Annotated in this window: 15 protein-coding genes; 2 read left to right on the plus strand and 13 right to left on the minus strand. The window is 64.1% G+C overall.

Annotated elements, in window-relative coordinates:
• Positions 1 to 43: 43 nt before the first annotated feature.
• From CAL12_RS24670 to tyrS, 10 genes are all read right to left on the minus strand, one after another.
• Positions 44 to 1,846 carry an ABC transporter ATP-binding protein gene (locus CAL12_RS24670; protein ID WP_420042800.1) on the minus strand — a complete coding sequence of 601 codons (1,803 nt, stop codon included), beginning with the start codon at positions 1,844 to 1,846 and terminating at the stop codon, positions 44 to 46.
• A gap of 199 nt (positions 1,847 to 2,045) precedes the next feature.
• The gene (locus CAL12_RS24675; RefSeq protein WP_086067015.1) at positions 2,046 to 3,581 is read right to left on the minus strand and encodes a SpoVR family protein; all 1,536 of its coding nucleotides are present in this window, start codon (positions 3,579 to 3,581) and stop codon (positions 2,046 to 2,048) included.
• Positions 3,578 to 4,843, minus strand: coding sequence for a YeaH/YhbH family protein (locus tag CAL12_RS24680; protein WP_086067016.1), 1,266 nt, complete (start codon positions 4,841 to 4,843; stop codon positions 3,578 to 3,580). Before CAL12_RS24680 ends, CAL12_RS24675 begins: the two co-directional genes overlap by 4 nt.
• 10 nt (positions 4,844 to 4,853) lie before the next feature.
• A complete protein-coding gene (locus CAL12_RS24685; RefSeq protein WP_086067017.1) occupies positions 4,854 to 6,779 on the minus strand; it encodes a PrkA family serine protein kinase in 1,926 nt (641 codons plus the stop codon).
• A 294-nt stretch (positions 6,780 to 7,073) separates the two neighbouring features.
• On the minus strand, positions 7,074 to 7,712 hold the full coding sequence (locus CAL12_RS24690; RefSeq protein ID WP_086067018.1) for a riboflavin synthase: 639 nt from the start codon (positions 7,710 to 7,712) through the stop codon (positions 7,074 to 7,076).
• 115 nt (positions 7,713 to 7,827) lie between these two features.
• Positions 7,828 to 8,961: a bifunctional diaminohydroxyphosphoribosylaminopyrimidine deaminase/5-amino-6-(5-phosphoribosylamino)uracil reductase RibD gene (gene ribD, locus CAL12_RS24695; RefSeq protein ID WP_086067019.1), complete on the minus strand. Its 1,134-nt coding sequence runs from the start codon at positions 8,959 to 8,961 to the stop codon at positions 7,828 to 7,830.
• A gap of 7 nt (positions 8,962 to 8,968) precedes the next feature.
• Positions 8,969 to 9,451 carry a transcriptional regulator NrdR gene (gene nrdR / locus CAL12_RS24700; RefSeq protein WP_086067020.1) on the minus strand — a complete coding sequence of 161 codons (483 nt, stop codon included), beginning with the start codon at positions 9,449 to 9,451 and terminating at the stop codon, positions 8,969 to 8,971.
• Positions 9,452 to 9,473: 22 nt separating this feature from the next.
• Positions 9,474 to 10,718, minus strand: coding sequence for a serine hydroxymethyltransferase (gene glyA, locus CAL12_RS24705; protein ID WP_086067021.1), 1,245 nt, complete (start codon positions 10,716 to 10,718; stop codon positions 9,474 to 9,476).
• A 216-nt stretch (positions 10,719 to 10,934) separates the two neighbouring features.
• Positions 10,935 to 11,588 carry a YbhB/YbcL family Raf kinase inhibitor-like protein gene (locus CAL12_RS24710; protein WP_086067022.1) on the minus strand — a complete coding sequence of 218 codons (654 nt, stop codon included), beginning with the start codon at positions 11,586 to 11,588 and terminating at the stop codon, positions 10,935 to 10,937.
• A gap of 56 nt (positions 11,589 to 11,644) precedes the next feature.
• Positions 11,645 to 12,874, minus strand: a complete 1,230-nt coding sequence (tyrS, locus tag CAL12_RS24715; protein ID WP_086067023.1) for a tyrosine--tRNA ligase — start codon at positions 12,872 to 12,874, stop codon at positions 11,645 to 11,647.
• Between the two features lie 148 nt (positions 12,875 to 13,022).
• Between tyrS and CAL12_RS24720 the strand changes: the two genes are divergently transcribed.
• Positions 13,023 to 14,441 (plus strand): M23 family metallopeptidase, encoded by a 1,419-nt coding sequence (locus CAL12_RS24720; protein WP_420042742.1) that lies wholly within the window; start codon positions 13,023 to 13,025, stop codon positions 14,439 to 14,441.
• Positions 14,442 to 14,462: 21 nt separating this feature from the next.
• Positions 14,463 to 15,581 (plus strand): anhydro-N-acetylmuramic acid kinase, encoded by a 1,119-nt coding sequence (locus CAL12_RS24725; RefSeq protein WP_086067024.1) that lies wholly within the window; start codon positions 14,463 to 14,465, stop codon positions 15,579 to 15,581.
• A gap of 29 nt (positions 15,582 to 15,610) precedes the next feature.
• Here CAL12_RS24725 and erpA read toward each other — a convergent pair whose 3' ends face one another.
• The 3 genes from erpA to argC all read right to left on the minus strand — a co-directional run bounded on the left by erpA (position 15,611) and on the right by argC (position 17,886).
• Positions 15,611 to 15,982, minus strand: coding sequence for an iron-sulfur cluster insertion protein ErpA (erpA, locus tag CAL12_RS24730; protein WP_086067025.1), 372 nt, complete (start codon positions 15,980 to 15,982; stop codon positions 15,611 to 15,613).
• A gap of 112 nt (positions 15,983 to 16,094) precedes the next feature.
• On the minus strand, positions 16,095 to 16,775 hold the full coding sequence (locus CAL12_RS24735; protein WP_157793124.1) for a DUF6776 family protein: 681 nt from the start codon (positions 16,773 to 16,775) through the stop codon (positions 16,095 to 16,097).
• A gap of 46 nt (positions 16,776 to 16,821) precedes the next feature.
• Positions 16,822 to 17,886, minus strand: coding sequence for an N-acetyl-gamma-glutamyl-phosphate reductase (gene argC / locus CAL12_RS24740; protein ID WP_086068099.1), 1,065 nt, complete (start codon positions 17,884 to 17,886; stop codon positions 16,822 to 16,824).
• Positions 17,887 to 17,980: the final 94 nt, after the last annotated feature.

A 17,980-nucleotide genomic window follows, 5' to 3' on the forward strand; every position in this document is an offset into this window, starting at 1 on the left:
TTCGTCGATGACGATAAGGGAAAAAGTGCGCGCGCCATGGTCGTCAGGCAGCCTGGGCCACCAGGTGCCCCGGCGCGACTTCGATCAAGGGCACGATCGGCGGCGCGTCGCCGACGCGGCGCACCGGACTGGGGATTTCTCCCGCGATCAGCGTGGTATCGATGTGCCGCCCCGGCTCGGCCACGGGCACCGCCGCGAGCAGCTTGCGTGTGTAGGGATGCCGCGGCGTTTCGAAGATGTCGCGCCGCCGGCCCATCTCGACGATCTGGCCCAGGTACATGACGGCGACACGGTGGCTGACCTTCTCCACCACCGCCATGTCATGCGTGATGAACAGGTACGACAGCCGGCGATCCTTCTGCAGGTCCATCAGCAGGTTCAGGATCTGCGCCTGTATCGACACGTCGAGCGCGGACACGGATTCATCGGCGATGATCAGGCTGGGATTGCTGGCCAGCGCCCGCGCGATGCAGACGCGCTGCCGCTGGCCACCGGAAAATTCGTGCGGATAGCGGCGCGCGTGCTCGGGGCGCAGCCCGACCTGTTCCAGCAGCTCCGCCACTCGGGCGGCGACGGCTTTTTCGCCCGCCAGCAGGCCATGCGTGACGATGGGCTCGGCGATGCTGAACCCCACGGTCTTGCGCGGATCCAGCGACGCATAGGGATCCTGGAAGATGTATTGGATCTGCTGCCGCAGCCGCTGCCGCGCGGCGCCGTCCATGGCGAAGAGGTCGCGGCCCTGGTACAGCACCTGCCCGCTGCTGGGCTCGACCAGCTGCTGCAGCGTCTTGCCGATGGTCGACTTGCCGCTGCCCGACTCCCCCACCAGCGCCAGGGTCTCGCCGGGATAGATGTCGAAGCTGACGCCTTCCACCGCATGGACCCGGTGCGTGACGCGTCCCAGGAAGCCGCGCCCGACGTCGAAGCGTGTGGTCAGGTCCCGGACGCTGAGCAAGGGCTGGCTGTAGTCGGCCGTATCCTGCTCGTGGGTCGCGCCGACCTCGCGCAGGACGTCGCCGTCCAGCACGGTCTGCGGCGTGCGCAGGGGCAGGTCGCGGCCCGTCATGCTGCCCAACCGCGGCACGGCGGCGAGCAGCGCGCGGGTATAAGGGTGTTCCGGCGCGCGGAAAATGCGCTCGACGGGTCCCTGCTCCACCTTGCGCCCACGCAGCATGACGACCACGTCGTCGGCCATCTCGGCCACCACGCCCATGTCGTGCGTGATGAAAATCACCGCGGTGCCCAGGTCGCGCTGCAGCTCGCGGATGGTGTTCAGGATCTGCGCCTGGATGGTCACATCCAGCGCCGTCGTGGGCTCGTCGGCGATCAGCAGGCGCGGGCGGCACGACAGGGCCATCGCGATCATCACCCGCTGGCGCATGCCGCCGGAAAGCTGGTGGGGGTAACGATCCAGCATCTGCGCCGCGTCGGGCAGCCGCACTTTCTGCAACAAGGCGAGCGCCGCCTCCCGCGCCGCGCCGCGCGAGAGCTGCTGATGCAGGATGATGGCCTCGGTGACCTGATCGCCGACCGTGAACACCGGATTCAGCGAGGTCATCGGCTCCTGGAAGATCATCGCCACGTCGTTGCCGCGGATGGCGCGCATGTCGTCGTCGGACGCCCGCGTCAGGTCGAGCTCGCGGCCCGCCTTGTCGCGCAGCAGGATGCTGCCGGCGACGATGCGGCCGCCGGTGTAGTCGGTCAGCCGCATGATCGCCATGGACGTCACCGACTTGCCGGAACCCGATTCGCCGACGATGGCCAGCGTCCGGCCGGGGTATACCTCGAAGTCAAGCTGGTCGACGGCGCGGAACGCGCCTTCTTCGGTGGAAAATTCCACCGACACCCCGCGGAGTGTAAGCAGCGGCGAAGTCGTATCTGCGGGCGTAGGCAAGGAAAAAGGCCAAGCGTGAAGAAACCAGGATGTTAACGATTTATCGGTAAATCTTGAACAAGCCCCGGCGCGTGCGGGCCTCGGGGGAAACCCTGCTTGCGCGGTGCACAAAAAAAGGGGCCTCCGCCCCTTTTTGCCGCGCCCGCCGGCGTCAGATCGTCAGTTCCCGGAAGGCCAGCGTATGCCCGTCGGCGTCCGTTTCTTCCATCCGCACCTTGAAGCCCCACAGGCGCGCCAGGTGTTTCATCACTTGGTCGGCTTCCTCCGGCACCAGCGGCCGGCCCCGCGTCTGCTGATGTCGCAGCACCAGCGAGCGATCCGTATCGCGGTTGTACTGCAATACCTGGACGTCGGGCACCAGGTTGTCGCGATTATGCTGTTCCGCCAGCAGCTTGCGCACATGGCGATAGCCGTCGTCGTCGTGGATGGCGACCACTTCCAGCTGCGGATTCTGCTCGTGATCGGAGATCGCGAAGAAACGGAAATCGCGGATGAGCTTGGGCGACAGGTACTGGGAGATGAAGGACTCGTCCTTGAAATTCCGCATGGCGAAGTCCAGGGTCTTCAGCCAGTCGGCCCCGGCGATGTCCGGGAACCAGCGGCGGTCCTCTTCCGTGGGGTTTTCGCAGATGCGCCGGATGTCGGTCATCATGGCGAAGCCCAGGGCGTAGGGATTGATACCGCCGTAGCCGCGCTGATCGAAGCCGCGCTGACTTACCACGCTGGTATGGCTGTGCAGGAATTCGATCATGAAGCCATCGTCGACCAGCCCTTTTTCATGCAGGCGGTTCAGGATGGTGTAGTGCCAGAAGGTGGCCCAGCCTTCGTTCATCACCTTGGTCTGCATCTGCGGGTAGTAGTACTGCGCCACCTTGCGGACGATGCGGACCAGCTCGCGCTGCCAGGTCTGCAGCTTGGGCGAATACTTCTCGATGAAATAGAGGATGTTTTCCTCGGGCTCCGCCGGAAACACGGTTTTCCTGGCCGTATCCTGCTGCTCGGCCTTGGGCACGGTGCGCCACAGGTCGTTGAACTGCACGCGCTGGTATTCCTCGCGGTCGGCCACACGCTGCAGCTCTTCCTTGTAGGAAACCGGATTGGGCCGCTTGTAGCGGTCGACGCCATGGGACGACAGCGCATGGCAGGAATCGATGATTTCCTCCACCGCCTCGATGCCATAGCGCTCTTCGCAGGCCATGACGTAGTTCCGCGCGAACACCAGGTAATCCAGCACGCCTTCGGCGTCGGTCCACTGGCGGAACAGGTAGTTTCCCTTGAAGAAGGAATTATGGCCATAGCAGGCATGCGCGATCACCAGCGCCTGCATCGCCATGGAGTTTTCTTCCATCAGATAGGAGATGCAGGGGTTGGAATTGATGACGATCTCGTAGGCCAGCCCCTGCACGCCGCGCCGGTATGCCTGTTCGTTGAGGATGAACTCTTTGCCGTACGACCAGTGCGGATAGCCCACCGGCAGGCCGGCGGACGCATACGCGTCCAGCATCTGCTCGGACGTGATGATCTCGATCTGGTTGGGGTAGGTGTCCAGCTTGAACTCGGCCGCGACCTCGGCGATGGCTTCGTCGTAACGGCGGATCAGGTCGAAGGTCCACTCGGATCCCGTGGAGATGGGCTCGACCGAACGGTCAGACCGCGGCCCTTCCAGCTTGCTGAGTACACTGCTCATGCTACGGCCTCCTTCCTAAACAGCTCGTGGAAGACGGAGAAAATCTCGCCACGTTCGGAGATGCGTCGCATGACGAAATGCTCCGCTGGCTCACGTTCGTACTCCGCCCACAGGCTGCTCTTGCGCACGTCATGGGTGTCGTGGATTTCGATATAGGCGAAATACCGCGCCGCCGTCAGCAGATGCTCGGACAGATACCGCGCGCTGCGCGCCGCGTCCGCGCCGAAGGAATCGCCGTCGCTGGCCTGCGCGGCATAGATGTTCCAGGTGGACGGCGAATAGCGCTTTTCGATGATGTCGTTCATGAGCTCCAGGGCCGACAGCACCACGGTGCCGCCGCTCTTGGGATCATGGAAGAACGTGTCTTCGTCGACTTCCTCCGCGTTGTCCGTATGGCGGATGAAGACCAGCTCGACACGCTCGTACTTGCGCATCAGGAACAGGTACAGCAGGGTGAAGAAGCGCTTGGCGAGGTCTTTCTTGTTCTCATCCATGGACCCCGAGACGTCCATCAGGCAGAACATGACCGCGCGCGCCATGGGTACGGCCACGGACACGCGATGCCGGTAGCGCAGGTCGATTTCGTCCAGGAAGGGCACGCGCGCGACGCGCTCCCGCGCCGATTCGACTTCGGCGCGCGCGGCTTCCAGCAGCGCCACGGACGCGCCGCCGCGTTCCAGCTCTTCCAGCTTGTCTTCGGCTTCGGTCAGTTCGCGGCGGGCGCCGATGCTCAGCGCGATACGCCGCGACAGGGAAGCCTTCAGGGTGCGTCCCACCGCCAGCGAACTGGGCGAACCGCTCGTGGTGTAGCCCGCCCGGTGCCACTTCTTCTGGTGCACGTCGCCCAGCTGGTTGCGCGCCAGATGCGGTAGTTCCAGATCCTCGAAGAAGAAGTTCAGGAACTCGGCCCGCGACAGGGTGAAGGTGAACTGGTCCACCGAATCGCCTTCGCCCGGATCGCCGCGGCCGCCACCCTGCCCGCCCCCGTCGGGACGGTCGATGGTGTCGCCCTTGGCGAATTCCCGGTTGCCCGGATGCACGATTTCGCGGTCCCCGCCGGCGCCATGGCGCAGCCGGGGCTCGGAGATATCCCGGGTGGGAAGGTTGATCTCCCCACCCTGGTCCATCTCTTCGATCGAGCGCTCGCGTATCAGGTCCCGCACCGCCTTACGAACCTGGGTTTTGTAGCGCCGCAGGAACCGCTCGCGGTTCACGGTGCTCTTGTTGCGTCCGTTGAGACGACGATCGATAAGTGAATTCATACTACCTCGCTCAGGAGGACTTTCTCACCCGCAAGTACCACTCGCACAACAGGCGAACCTGCTTTTCGGTATAGCCCTTTTCGACCATACGCTCGACGAAGCTCTGGTGCTTGCTCTTGTCCTCGGCCGACGCCTTGGCATTGAAGGAGATGACCGGCAGCAGGTCTTCCGTGTTCGAGAACATCTTCTTCTCGATAACTTCGCGCAGCTTCTCGTAGCTGGTCCACGTGGGATTGCGGCCGCTGTTGTTGGCGCGGGCGCGCAGCACGAAGTTGACGATTTCGTTGCGGAAATCCTTGGGATTGGCGATCCCGGCCGGTTTCTCGATCTTTTCCAGTTCGTCGTTCAGGGCCGACCGGTCGAAGCTTTCGCCAGTTTCCGGATCGCGGAATTCCTCGTCCTGGATCCAGCAGTCGGCGAAGGTCACGTAGCGGTCGAAAATGTTCTGCCCGTACTCGGAATAGGATTCCAGGTAGGCCGTCTGGATTTCCTTGCCGATGAACTCGGCATAGCGCGGCGCCAGGTAGCCCTTGATGAACTCCAGATAGCGGCGGCGCGTGTCTTCCGGGAAATCCTCGCGGGCGATGCGCTGTTCCAGGACGTACATCAGGTGCACGGGGTTGGCCGCCACCTCGGTCTGGTCGTAGTTGAAGACGCTGGACAGGATCTTGTACGCGAAACGGGTCGACACGCCGTTCATGCCCTCATCCGTCCCTGCATAATCCTTGTATTCCTGCAGGGCCTTGGCCTTGGGGTCGACGTCCTTCAGGCTTTCGCCGTCATACACGCGCATCTTTGAATAGATGCTGGAATTCTCCGGCTCCTTGAGGCGGGTCAGCACCGAGAACTGCGCCATCATGTCCAGCGTTCCGGGCGCGCACGGGGCTTCGGCCAGCGAGCTGTTATGCAGCAGCTTGCTGTAGATCTGGATTTCTTCCGTCACCTGCAGGCAGTACGGCACCTTGACGATGTAGATACGGTCCAGGAAGGCTTCGTTGTGGCGGTTGTTGCGGAACGTCTGCCATTCGGACTCGTTGGAGTGCGCCAGGATGCTGCCATTGAACGGAATCGCGGAAAAACCCTCGGTACCCTTGAAGTTGCCTTCCTGCGTGGCCGTCAGCAGGGGATGCAGCATCTTGATGGGCGCCTTGAACATTTCCACGAATTCCAGCAGCCCCTGATTGGCCAGGCACAGGCCGCCGGAGTAGCTGTAGGCGTCCGGATCGTCTTGCGAAAAACGATCCAGCTTGCGGATATCCACCTTGCCCACCAGGGACGAAATATCCTGGTTGTTCTCGTCGCCCGGCTCGGTCTTGGCGATGGCCACCTGGCGCAGCACGGAAGGATTCACGCGCACCACGCGGAATTGCGAGATATCGCCATCGAATTCGCGCAGCCGCTTGACCGCCCACGGCGACATGATGCCGCTCAGGTAACGACGCGGTATGCCGTAATCCTGTTCCAGCGTGTCGGCGAAACGATTGGGGTTGAACAGGCCCAGCGGCGTCTCGTTGACGGGCGAGCCCTTCAGGCAGTAGATCGGGTAGCTTTCCATGAGCGTCTTCAGACGCTCGGCGATGGAGGACTTTCCGCCGCCCACCGGGCCCAGCAGATAGAGAATCTGCTTGCGTTCTTCCAGACCCTGCGCGGCATGCTTGAAGAACGAAACGATCTGGGCGATCACGTCCTCCATGCCGAAGAATTCCTTGAAGGCCGGATAACGGCGGATCACCCTGTTGGAGAACAAGCGGGACAGCCGCAGGTCGTTGCGAGTGTCGACGAGTTCGGGTTCACCGATCGCAGCGAGCATTCGTTCCGCGGGGCTGGCGTAGACCATGGGGTCACGCTTGCACAGGTTCAGGTATTCCTCGAGCGAGAGCTCGGTTTCCTGCTCACGGGCATACTGCGATTTGAAGCCTTCGACGATGTTCAGCATCGGGATACCTCCAACAACATCAGAAAAGGGCTAGCCGTCCGTCAACCTCATTGTGTGCCCTATTTGCATCCATGTCGCCAGTGGTCTTCACCATACACAGATTAGAGGTGACGCTATGTTGCTTTCCCCACACACAGCTTTTGCAACGGAAATACGGCCCTATGATTTAGTCCTATTTCGAGCGTCTCAAGTTCCGCTCGGGTAAACGACTGAAATTATTTTTGGAAAGCGTTTGGTTCCCCTTCATACCGTTTCGAAAAATCATGGCATCGCGGCTTTAAACAACCGCCTGATTCAGGCGCCCGGCAAGCCCGAGACGGTGGACACCCGCATCATGCGTTCGACGTAGCGCGCGATCGTGTCGATCTCCAAGTTCACTTTGTCGCCTACGTTTACGTTACGCAACGTGGTCATGTTTTGGGTATGGGGAATTACGTTAATGGTGATGTCACTACCCTCCGCACCGTCCTGTACGCCATTTACCGTAAGGCTGATGCCATTCACCGTAACAGAGCCTTTGTAGGCCAGGTATTTGGCCATTTCGTTTGGCGCGCGGATGATAAGCTCCCGCGATTCTCCTATCGGCGCATACGCAACGACGGTACCCAAACCGTCCACATGGCCGGAAACCAGATGGCCGCCCAGGGCATCTCCGACACGCAGCGCTTTCTCCAGATTCACTTCACCAGTACGGTCCAGGCCGGCTGTCAGACGCAAGCTTTCGCGCGAAATATCGATTTCGAAGCTGTGGCCATCCAAGGCGACCACGGTCATGCAGGCGCCCTGCACAGCGATCGAGTCGCCCAGCTGCACGTCGGCCAGCCCCAAATCGGCCGCATCGATGCGCACGCGGGCGCCGCCGCCGCCATCCTTCGATTCATAGGGCTGCACTTGCACGATGCGGCCCACTGCCGCGACGATGCCGGTAAACATAAAAAATGCTCCTGGATAGAACTTTGACTGGGATATCGGCGCCGTCGCCAGATAGTGCGCATACGGCGCGCCCAGGCCTGTTGGCCCGTTGACGATAGGCTACACCGCGAAAGTCTCAACGGGGGTTGGCAGCACTCAGCAATGCCTGCCAGCGATCGGCGAAACGCCCCCGCAGGCGCACGTCGCCACCGATCGGCAGCGCGTCGATGAACTCGAAACGCCGGGCGTCGGCGAGGTCGGAAAGCATGGGCAGCTTAACCATGGCGTAGGCATCGCCCAGCAATACCGGGGCGATATACGCCAGGATCTCATCCACGCAGCCGGCGGACAGCAGCGCGCCAGTCAAGCCCGCGCCGGCTTCGACGTGGACCTCGTTGACGTGTTGGCGCGCCATCCAGCGCAACATGGCGTGCAGGTCGACACGGCCCGGCTCCGGGCCTGGCAGCACGATGACCCGGGCATTGCGCCGTCGCAGGCGCTCCGCCTTGACCGGGTCGTCATGGGCTGTGAAGACCCACACTTCCTCGCCGTCGAACAGGCGCGCGGATTCGGAGATCTGCAGACGCCCGTCCACGACCGCCTTGCGCGGTTGGCGCGGCACGGCCACGTCGCGCACGGTCAGCCGTGGATCGTCCTTCTGCACGGTGCCCATGCCCGTCAGGACGACGTCGGCGCGTGCCCGCCAGGCATGGCCGTCGGCACGCGCCGCCGGGCCCGTTATCCATTGCGACATTCCGTTATGCAATGCACTGCGACCGTCCAGGGACGCCGCCGTCTTCGCCCAGAGCCAGGGCATGCCCCTGCTCATCCTGGCCGCGAACCCGGCGTTCAGTGCCAGGGCCTCCGGCAGGCAGACGCCGGTGGTGACGGGAACGCCCTGCGCCCGGAGCCTGGCCAGGCCGGCGCCGTTCACCTGAGGATTGGGGTCGCCCATGGCCACCACCACGCGGCCCGGCGCGGCCGCGAGTACGGCATCCACGCAGGGCGGCGTGCGCCCGAAATGGCTGCAGGGCTCCAGGGTGACGTAGAAAGTGGCTCCGGTGACCGAAAGACCGCGCGCGGCGGCATCGCGCAGGGCACAGATCTCGGCGTGAGGACCGCCAGGGGGCTGGGTAGCGCCCTCGCCCAGGATGAGGCCATCCCGGACGATCACGCAGCCCACCCTGGGGTTGGGCGAGGTGGTATGGAGCACCGTCCTGGCCAGATCCAGGGCATGGCGCATCCAATGGAGATCCTGTTCCGCGAACATCGGCGCGTCAGGGTTCTTTGCGCAACTTACCGGACAACAAGGGACCCTGCATTTCGCGTATGGCCTCTATGAACTCGCCGATATCCTCGAAACTGCGATAGACCGAGGCAAACCGGACGTAGGCGACCTTGTCCAGCTTGCGCAGTTCGGTCATGACCAATTCACCCACATAGGCGGAAGGGACTTCCCGCTTGCCGCTGGTCAGCAGGCTTTCCTCGATACGCGCCACCGCGGCATCGACGTCTTCCGTGCTGACCGGGCGTTTGCGGAGCGCCAGGGACAGGCTGGCGCGCAGCTTGGCCTGGTCGTATTCGCTGCGGCTGCCGTTGCGCTTGACGATGGAAGGCATGGCCAGCTCCACCCGCTCGTACGTGGTGAAGCGCTTGTCGCAATGCTGGCAACGCCGGCGCCGGCGGATGGTTTCGCCTTCTTCCATCACCCGGCTATCGATCACCTGGGTATCGGCATGGCCGCAGAACGGACAGCGCACCGTAGTCCCCCGCCGCGCCCGTTCAGCCGTAGACCGGCAGGCGGGCCGTGAGCGCGTTCACGCGCTCGCGCACCGAGGCGATGTTCGCTTCGTTGCGCGGATCGTCCAGCACGTCGGCGATCAGGTTGGCGGTCAGCTCGGTTTCCGCTTCCTTGAAACCCCGGGTCGTGATGGCGGGGGTGCCCAGGCGTATGCCGCTGGTGACGAACGGCTTTTCCGGGTCGTTCGGGATGGCGTTCTTGTTGACCGTGATATGGGCCTGGCCCAGCACCGCTTCGGCTTCCTTGCCGGTGATGCCCTTGGCGCGCAGGTCGACCAGCATGACGTGGCTTTCGGTGCGGCCGGACACGATGCGCAGGCCGCGCTTGACCAGGGTTTCGGCCAGCACCTTGGCATTCCGGGCGACCTGATGGGCGTAGTCGCGGAATTCGGGCTGCAGCGCTTCCTTGAAGGCCACCGCCTTGGCGGCAATGACGTGCATCAGCGGACCGCCCTGGATGCCCGGGAAAATCGCCGAATTGATGGCTTTTTCGTACTCGGCCTTCATCATGATGACGCCGCCGCGGGGGCCGCGCAGCGATTTGTGCGTGGTCGAGGTCACGAAATCGGCGTGGGGCACCGGATTGGGATAGGCGCCGCCGGCGACCAGCCCGGCATAGTGCGCGATATCGACCATGAACAGCGCGCCGTTGTCGCGGGCGATGCGGGCCATGCGTTCGAAATCGATATGCAGCGCATAGGCGGACGCGCCGGCGACGATGAGCTTGGGCTTGTGTTCCTGCGCCAGCGATTCCACCTTGCCGTAGTCCAGCACTTCGTCGGCGTCCAGGCCGTAGGGCAGGAAGTTGTACAGCTTGCCCGAGGCATTGACCGAGGCGCCGTGCGTCAGGTGGCCGCCTTCGGCCAGGCTCATGCCGAGCACCTTGTCGCCCGGCTTGAGCACCGCCATGTAGACGCCCTGGTTGGCCTGCGAGCCGGAATTCGGCTGGACGTTGGCCGCCTCGGCACCGAACAGTTCCTTCAGGCGGTCGATGGCCAGCTGTTCCACGATGTCGACGTACTCGCAACCGCCGTAGTAGCGCTTGCCCGGATACCCTTCCGCGTATTTGTTGGTCAGCTGCGTGCCCTGGGCCTGCATGACGGCCGGGCTGGCGTAGTTTTCCGACGCGATCAGCTCGATGTGCTGCTCCTGGCGGGTGTTTTCCTTCTGGATGGCGGCCCAGACTTCTTCATCAACCTGGGAGATGGTGCGGGTACGGTCGAACATGGAGGTTCCTGAACGGAGTCAAAAAGCGAAAAAACTGCGGCTGCACATAGTTTACCGTGCGGTTACGGCGCTTTTCGCCTGCGGGGGCGCTGAAAAATGCGCATCCGCGGCATTTTTCGGCGTCCCGGGCCGACTCGGGAAAAAGTGCTCATGGCAAGGTGAGCGGGGCTCATAAAAAAGCGCCGCATGCGCGGCGCCTTTCCGGATTCACCCAGCTCAAGCGGAGGTGGTGCCGATGACTTTGGGCGCCAGCTCGGGATTCAGCGTGTATGTGCCGGTCAACGAGGCCTGCGCCAGGACCTTGCCCTGGATGGCCTGCAGCACCTGCTTGCCGTTGAAGGTGCCTTCCACGTCCAGGCGCGGCACGCTCAGCGCGTACAGCGTAAAGATGTAGTGGTGCACCAGGACGTCGTTCCACGGCGGGCAGGGACCGTCGTAGCCGAAGTAGTCCCCGCTCATGTCGCGGTCGGCGGCGAACCAGCCGGTGTAGTCGTTGATGCCCTGGCGGGCGTCGTGCGGCGCCAGCGGGCCGCCCTTGCCACGCGGCGTGATGCCGTTGGAAAACGCGCCTTCTTCAATTTCCCGCATGTTCGCCGGCAGGTCGATCAGGACCCAATGGAAGAACTCCACGCGCGGCAGGTCGGCGGGGACGACCCGCCCTTCCTGGTTGACGTCGTCCGGCTTGCTGGGCACGTATGGGTCCTGGCAGACCATGACGAACGACTGTGTGCCTTCCGGCACGTCGTCCCAGGAGAACTGGGGATTGAAATTATCGGCCAGCGCGACATGCGACTGTGGGTCGATCCGCGCGAAGGCATAACGCTCGGGGATGGACTCATGATCGGAAAAAGACAAGCTCGCTAGCTTCATGGCAGCCTCCTTCAAAAAACCAAAAGGATGGGTCGTGTGCGGCGCTGGAAAATTCCCTACGCCGCCAAGGTAACACGCGCGAACTTCCGTTTTCCCACCTGGATGACGTACACGCCCGGGGACAATTGCAACGATTTGTCTTCCACCTTGTCGCCGTTGACGCGGACGCCTCCCTGTTCGACGTTACGCTGCGCCTCGGCGCCCGACGCGGCCAGCCCGGCTTCCCTCAATATCTTGAGTATGCCCAGGGGCGCGCCGGCCACCGTGACCTCGGGCATGTCTTCCGGCATGGCGCCGTCCCGAAAGCGCGCCTCGAATTCCGCCAACGCGTCCCGGCCCGCCTGCGCGCCGTGGAAGCGCCCGACGATTTCCTGCGCCAGCTCGACCTTGGCGTCGCGCGGATTGCGGCCCGCCTCGGTCGCCGCCTTCAGCGCGGCGATGTCGTCCAGCGTGCGGAAGGACAGCAGTTCGAAATAGCGCCACATCAGCGTATCGGAAATCGACATCAGCTTGCCGAACATCGAAGACGGGGCTTCCGAGATGCCGATGTAGTTGCCCTTGGACTTGGACATCTTGTCGACGCCGTCGGTGCCTTCCAAGAGCGGCATGGTCAGGATGCACTGCGGCTCCTGCCCGTATTCCTTCTGCAGCTCGCGCCCGACCAGCAGGTTGAACTTCTGGTCCGTGCCGCCCAATTCCAGGTCCGATTTCAGGGCCACGGAATCGTAGCCCTGCATCAAGGGGTACAGGAATTCATGCACCGAGATGGGGATCCCGCCCTTGAACCGCTTGGTGAAGTCTTCGCGCTCCATCATGCGGGCCACCGTATAGCGGGAGGCCAACTGGATCATGCCGCGGGCGCCCAGGGGATCCGACCACTCGGAGTTGTAGCGGATTTCCGTCCGATCGGGGTCCAGCACCATGCTGGCCTGTGCGTAATACGTTTTGGCGTTCGACTCGATCTGCTCGCGCGTCAAAGGGGGACGGGTACTGTTCCGACCGCTGGGATCGCCGATCATGGAGGTGAAGTCGCCGATCAGGAAGATGACCGTATGGCCCAGATCCTGGAGCTGCCGCATCTTGTTCAGGACGACCGTGTGGCCCAGATGGATATCGGGCGCCGTGGGATCCAAGCCCAGTTTGATGCGCAGGGGCACGCCGGTGGCCCGGCTGCGGGCCAGCTTGCGCACGAATTCCGACTCGACGAGCAGCTCGTCGCAGCCGCGCTTGGCGACACGGAGATCGGCTTCGACCTCTGGGGTGATGGGGGCTTCGGATTGAGACATAGTGGGGGACGGCTACCCCGTCCGGTGAGACGGGAAGGATGTAAAAAGCACAAAATTGTCGAAAATTCTAGCCGAATCGGCTAGGATACGGCCCTAATCATACGCAACTGTCACACGGGGCCATGAGGCCCCCAGGGTTTTTTTTAAGATGATTACAGGGCCCAACGAACCCGGGAGCGCCCGCCCGTCCGCGTCGACGCTCCCCACCCTGCCCACCTCCGCATCACACTCCCGCCGTCCCCGTATCCTCCGCGCGGCCGCACTCGCCACCGCGGTAGGTTTGTTTGCCGCCGCCGCCGCGGTCGGTATGGTGCAGCACCCCGATGCAGCCGACCTGCCGCCCACGCGCACCATAGAGAAAGTCATGGCGTTGTCGCCGGACGAGTACCGTGTCAGCGACGCCTCGCCGGCTCCCTATATCAACGAAACCCGCATACGCCGCGGCGACACCTTGGCCGCCGTGCTGCAACGCCTGCATCTGGATGACGACGGCCTGCAGGTATTCCTGACCCACGACCCCAGCGCGCGCAGCATCTACAAGCTGTACCCCGGGCGCTCGGTGCAGGCGGCGACGGACGCCAACGGCGACCTCGTCTGGCTGCGCTACATCCACACCCCCGGCAACGACTCCGACGGCCAGGTGGTGACGCGTTTCCTGGAAGTCGAGCCCAAGGGCGACAGCTACGTCGCCCAGGAAATGACCGAAGACACGGACCGCCAGGTGCGCGTGGCGATGGGCACCATCGAATCGTCCCTGTTCGCGGCCACCGACGCGGCGGGCATTCCGGACTCGGTGACGCTGCAGATGGCGGATATCCTGGGCGCCAAGATCGACTTCCTGCGCAGCCTGCGCCAGGGCGACCAGTTCCGCGTGGTGTACGAAACCCGTTCGCACGACGGCCGCTACGCGGGCGCGGGCCGGGTGCTGGCGCTGGAATTCGAAAACCAGGGCAAGATGTACTCCGCCGTCTGGTACACCCCGCCGGGCAGCACGACGGGCTCCTACTACGACTTCGACGGTACGAGCCTGCGCGGCGCCTTCCTGCGGACGGCCCTGAAATTCAGCCGTATCAGCTCGACCTTCGGCATGCGCATGCACCCCATCCACAAGACGTGGACGGGCCACAAGGGCGTGGATTACGCGGCGCCCATCGGCACCCCCATCCATAGCACGTCGGATGGGGAAGTCGAATTCGCCGGCGTGCAGAACGGCTACGGCAACGTGGTCGTGATCAAGCACGACAGCAAATTCTCCACGCTGTATGCGCACCAGAGCCGTATCGCTCCCGGCATCCGCAAGGGTGTGCGCGTCACGCAGGGCGAAGTCATCGGCTACGTCGGCCAGACCGGATGGGCCACCGGGCCGCATCTGCACTATGAATTCCGTATCGGCGACAAGCCGGTGGATCCGCTGTCCGTGGACCTGCCCATCGCCCAGGCGCTGGAAGGCAAGGACAAGGTCGCTTTCGCCCAGGAGACCGGCGTCTACAAGCAGCAGTTGAACATGCTGGCGCAGTTCCAGCAGTCCATGCCCGGCACCACGCTGGCCAGCGCGGCCGGCAACTGACGCGGCAACGCCCGGACCACCATGACCACGGCGGGCGATCTGTATATCGGGCTGATGTCGGGCACCAGTACCGATGGCGTCGACGGCGTGCTGGCGCGCATCGCGCCGCACGGTCGGCCCGACGTCCTGGCGGAAGCCAGCCTGCCCATGCCGGACGATCTGCGAGCCGCGCTGCTGGCCTTGAACGCCGCCGGACAGGACGAACTGGAACGCGCCGCCCGCGCGTCCATCGCCCTTGCCGAGTGCTACGCCCAGACCACGCAGCGCCTGCTCTCGGCGACGGGACACACGCCCGCCGATATCACGGCCATCGGCGCGCACGGCCAGACGGTACGGCATCGACCCGAGTTGGGGTACACCATCCAGCTGAACGCACCGGCCTTGTTGGCGGAGCGCACCGGCATCGCCGTCGTCGCCGATTTCCGCACGCGCGACGTCGCGGCGGGCGGCCAAGGCGCGCCCCTCGTACCGGCCTTCCACGCGGCGATCTTTGCCGCGGACGTGCCGCGCGCCGTGTTGAACCTGGGCGGTATCGCCAACGTCACCCTGCTGGCGCCGGGACGGCCCGTGACCGGGTTCGATACCGGTCCGGCGAATATGCTGCTGGACGAGTGGTGCCGCCGCCATACGGGACAGCACTTCGACGATGACGGCGCCTACGCGGCGGCCGGCCGCGTGGATGCCAATATCCTGGAATACCTGCTGGCCAGCGAACCCTGGCTGGCCAAGCGCCCGCCGAAATCCACCGGTCGAGACCTGTTCAACGCGGATTGGCTGGATACGCGCCTGAACGCCTGGGCCGGCTATTGCCGCATGCTGACGCCGCAGGATATCCAGGCCACCCTGCAACGCTTCACGGCGCGCACGGTGGCACAGGCCATCGAGCGGGAAGCGCCGGATACGCAGGAAGTGCTGGTGTGCGGGGGCGGTGCGCGCAACAGCGCGCTGATGCGCGACCTGGCCGAATGCCTGGGGCGGCCCGTGGCCACCACCGACACGCATGGCGTGCCGGCGCAATCAATGGAAGCGTTGGCTTTCGCCTGGCTGGCGCACGCACATGTGCATCGGATCGCCGCCGGCCTGCCCGAGGTCACCGGGGCCAGCGGCCCCAGGGTGCTGGGCGCGATGTATCCCGCCTGAGCGCGGCGGGATCTGCTTTTCCTGCTTGCTTAGACCGAGAACGATGAGCCGCAACCGCAGGTGGTCGTGGCGTTCGGATTGCGGATGACGAACTGCGCGCCTTCCAGGTCTTCCTTGTAGTCGATTTCCGCGCCGACCAGGTACTGGAAGCTCATGGGATCCACGAGCAGTTGCACGCCTTCCTTGTCGAGGACGGTATCGTCTTCGTTGACGACTTCATCGAAAGTGAAGCCGTATTGGAAACCGGAGCATCCGCCGCCCTGCACGAAGACGCGCAGCTTGAGCTCGGGGTTGCCTTCGTCGATCAGAAGATCCTTGACCTTGGCGGCCGCGGAGTCGGTGAAGATCAGCGGGGTCGGGGGGGCCGACTGAAGGTCGACGGTTTCGGTTACTGCATTCATTTGAGACTCCTGCCCTGACGGGCTCGGCCACCTGGGCCGGGTGTATTCGCGACTGAACAGAGGCGCACTTGCGCCCCGATATGGTCTTACTATAGCGCAGCGAAGAGCCGAATCAAAATGCCACGGCCGCCTGTTGCGAGGCCTGCACCACGCCGTCCCGGACCACGTCCACGGCAACTTCCCTGGGCGTGAAATCCGGAGGCAGCGCCAGTATGCCTTCGCTGCTGCGGTACTGGTCCACCTCCAGCGGGATCACGGGCGGATCATCCGTCCCCGGTTCGGTCTGCAAAGGCGCCAGGGGCAACTGGACCTCGGTGCCATCCCGCATACCCTGGGCAACGAAACGCAGGCTCCCCACGAAGGGCGGGAGCCCCGGACGCCCACTGCGCATCAGCAGCACCCGGTAGCGCAGGCCCGCGGGAACCCGGGTGATTTCCACCGCCCGGATGGACAGCGTGCCGGCGGGACCGGCAGGCAGCAACTGATCGTAGAAGGCCAGGCGGTCGCGCAATTGACCGGTCTGGATCTGCAAGGCCGCCAGGTTGTCCTCCAGGGCCCGCCGTGCCGACCGCTCCACCGCCAGATCGGCATCGGAGGCGGCCAACTGGCCGCGCAGGGCCTGCACCTGCGCCTGTTCGGTGCCGAGCTGCGCGCGCAAGGCCTCGACCTGCGCCTGCGCGGCCGCGCGATCCGAGATGGCCGGCCAGAATAGCGCCACCAGGACGGCCAGTACGCCAGCCACCGCCACGATGGCGAGCAGGCCGGCGGCCATTCCCATGCGTAAGCGTGCCATCCGCGTTCCGGCTACCGTCCGGCCAGGAAGCGCCCCACCGCCGGGCTCAGGGCAGGACCGCTACCTGGCCCAGCCCGGTACCTTCCGGCAACCCGAACATGACGTTCATGTTCTGTACCGCCTGGCCGGCCGCGCCCTTCACCAGATTGTCCTGGACCACCAGGATGACGAGCAGGTCGGCGCCTTCGGGGCGATGCAGGGCGATGCGCAGGTCGTTCGAGGCGCGCACCGACCGTGTTTCGGGCAGGCTGCCGGCGGGCATGACGTCCACGAAGGCTTCGCCTTCATAGCGCTTTTCGTACAGCGCCTGGAAATCCGTGCCGCGCGCTTCCGGCAGGATGCGGGCATAGATGGTGGAATACATGCCGCGGATCATGGGCACGAGGTGCGGCACGAAGGTCAGGCCAACCTTGCCGCCAGCCATGAGCTGCAGTTGCTCCGTGATTTCGGGATGATGGCGGTGTCCCGCCACGCCATAGGCCTTGAAGTTGTCGCTGGCTTCCGAGAACAAAAGACCGATTTCGGCCTTGCGACCGGCGCCCGAGACGCCGGACTTGCAATCGGCGATCAGGGTCTGCGTATCGACCAGGCGGGCGCCCTTTTCCAGCAGCGGGGCCAGGCCCAGCGCCACGGTCGTCGGATAGCAGCCGGGATTGCCAACCACGCGCGCCTTGGCAACGCGGTCCCGGTTCAGTTCGGGGATGCCGTAGACGGCTTCTTCGAGTATGGCCGGGCACGCGTGCGGCATCTTGTACCACTTTTCGAACACCGCGGTGTCCTGCAGGCGGAAGTCCGCGGCCAGGTCTATGACACGGGTACCGGCTTCCAGCAGCGTCTGCGCCTGCGACATGGCCACGCCATGGGGCGTGGCGAAGAACACGACGTCGCAGTCCGTCAGCGGCGCTTTCTCGGGGGTGGAGAAGGCCAGCTTCACGCGGCCGCGCAGATTGGGGAACATGTCGGCCACGGGCATGCCGTCTTCCTTGCGGGAAGTGATGGCCGTGAGCTCGGCATTGGGGTGCTGGGACAACAGGCGCAGCAATTCGACGCCGGTATACCCGGTTCCGCCTACGATGCCGACCTTGACGCGTGCGTTGGATGCTAGTGCCATGATTGCTGGCTCCTGCTGGTTCCGAAGATGATTGATTGTATCGCCGCCCCAGGGCGGTGCCATGGACCAATCCATAAACAAAAAGGCCGCTTTC

Origin of the sequence: Bordetella genomosp. 8 (genome assembly GCF_002119685.1) — a bacterium.
GTDB lineage: Bacteria > Pseudomonadota > Gammaproteobacteria > Burkholderiales > Burkholderiaceae_B > Bordetella_C.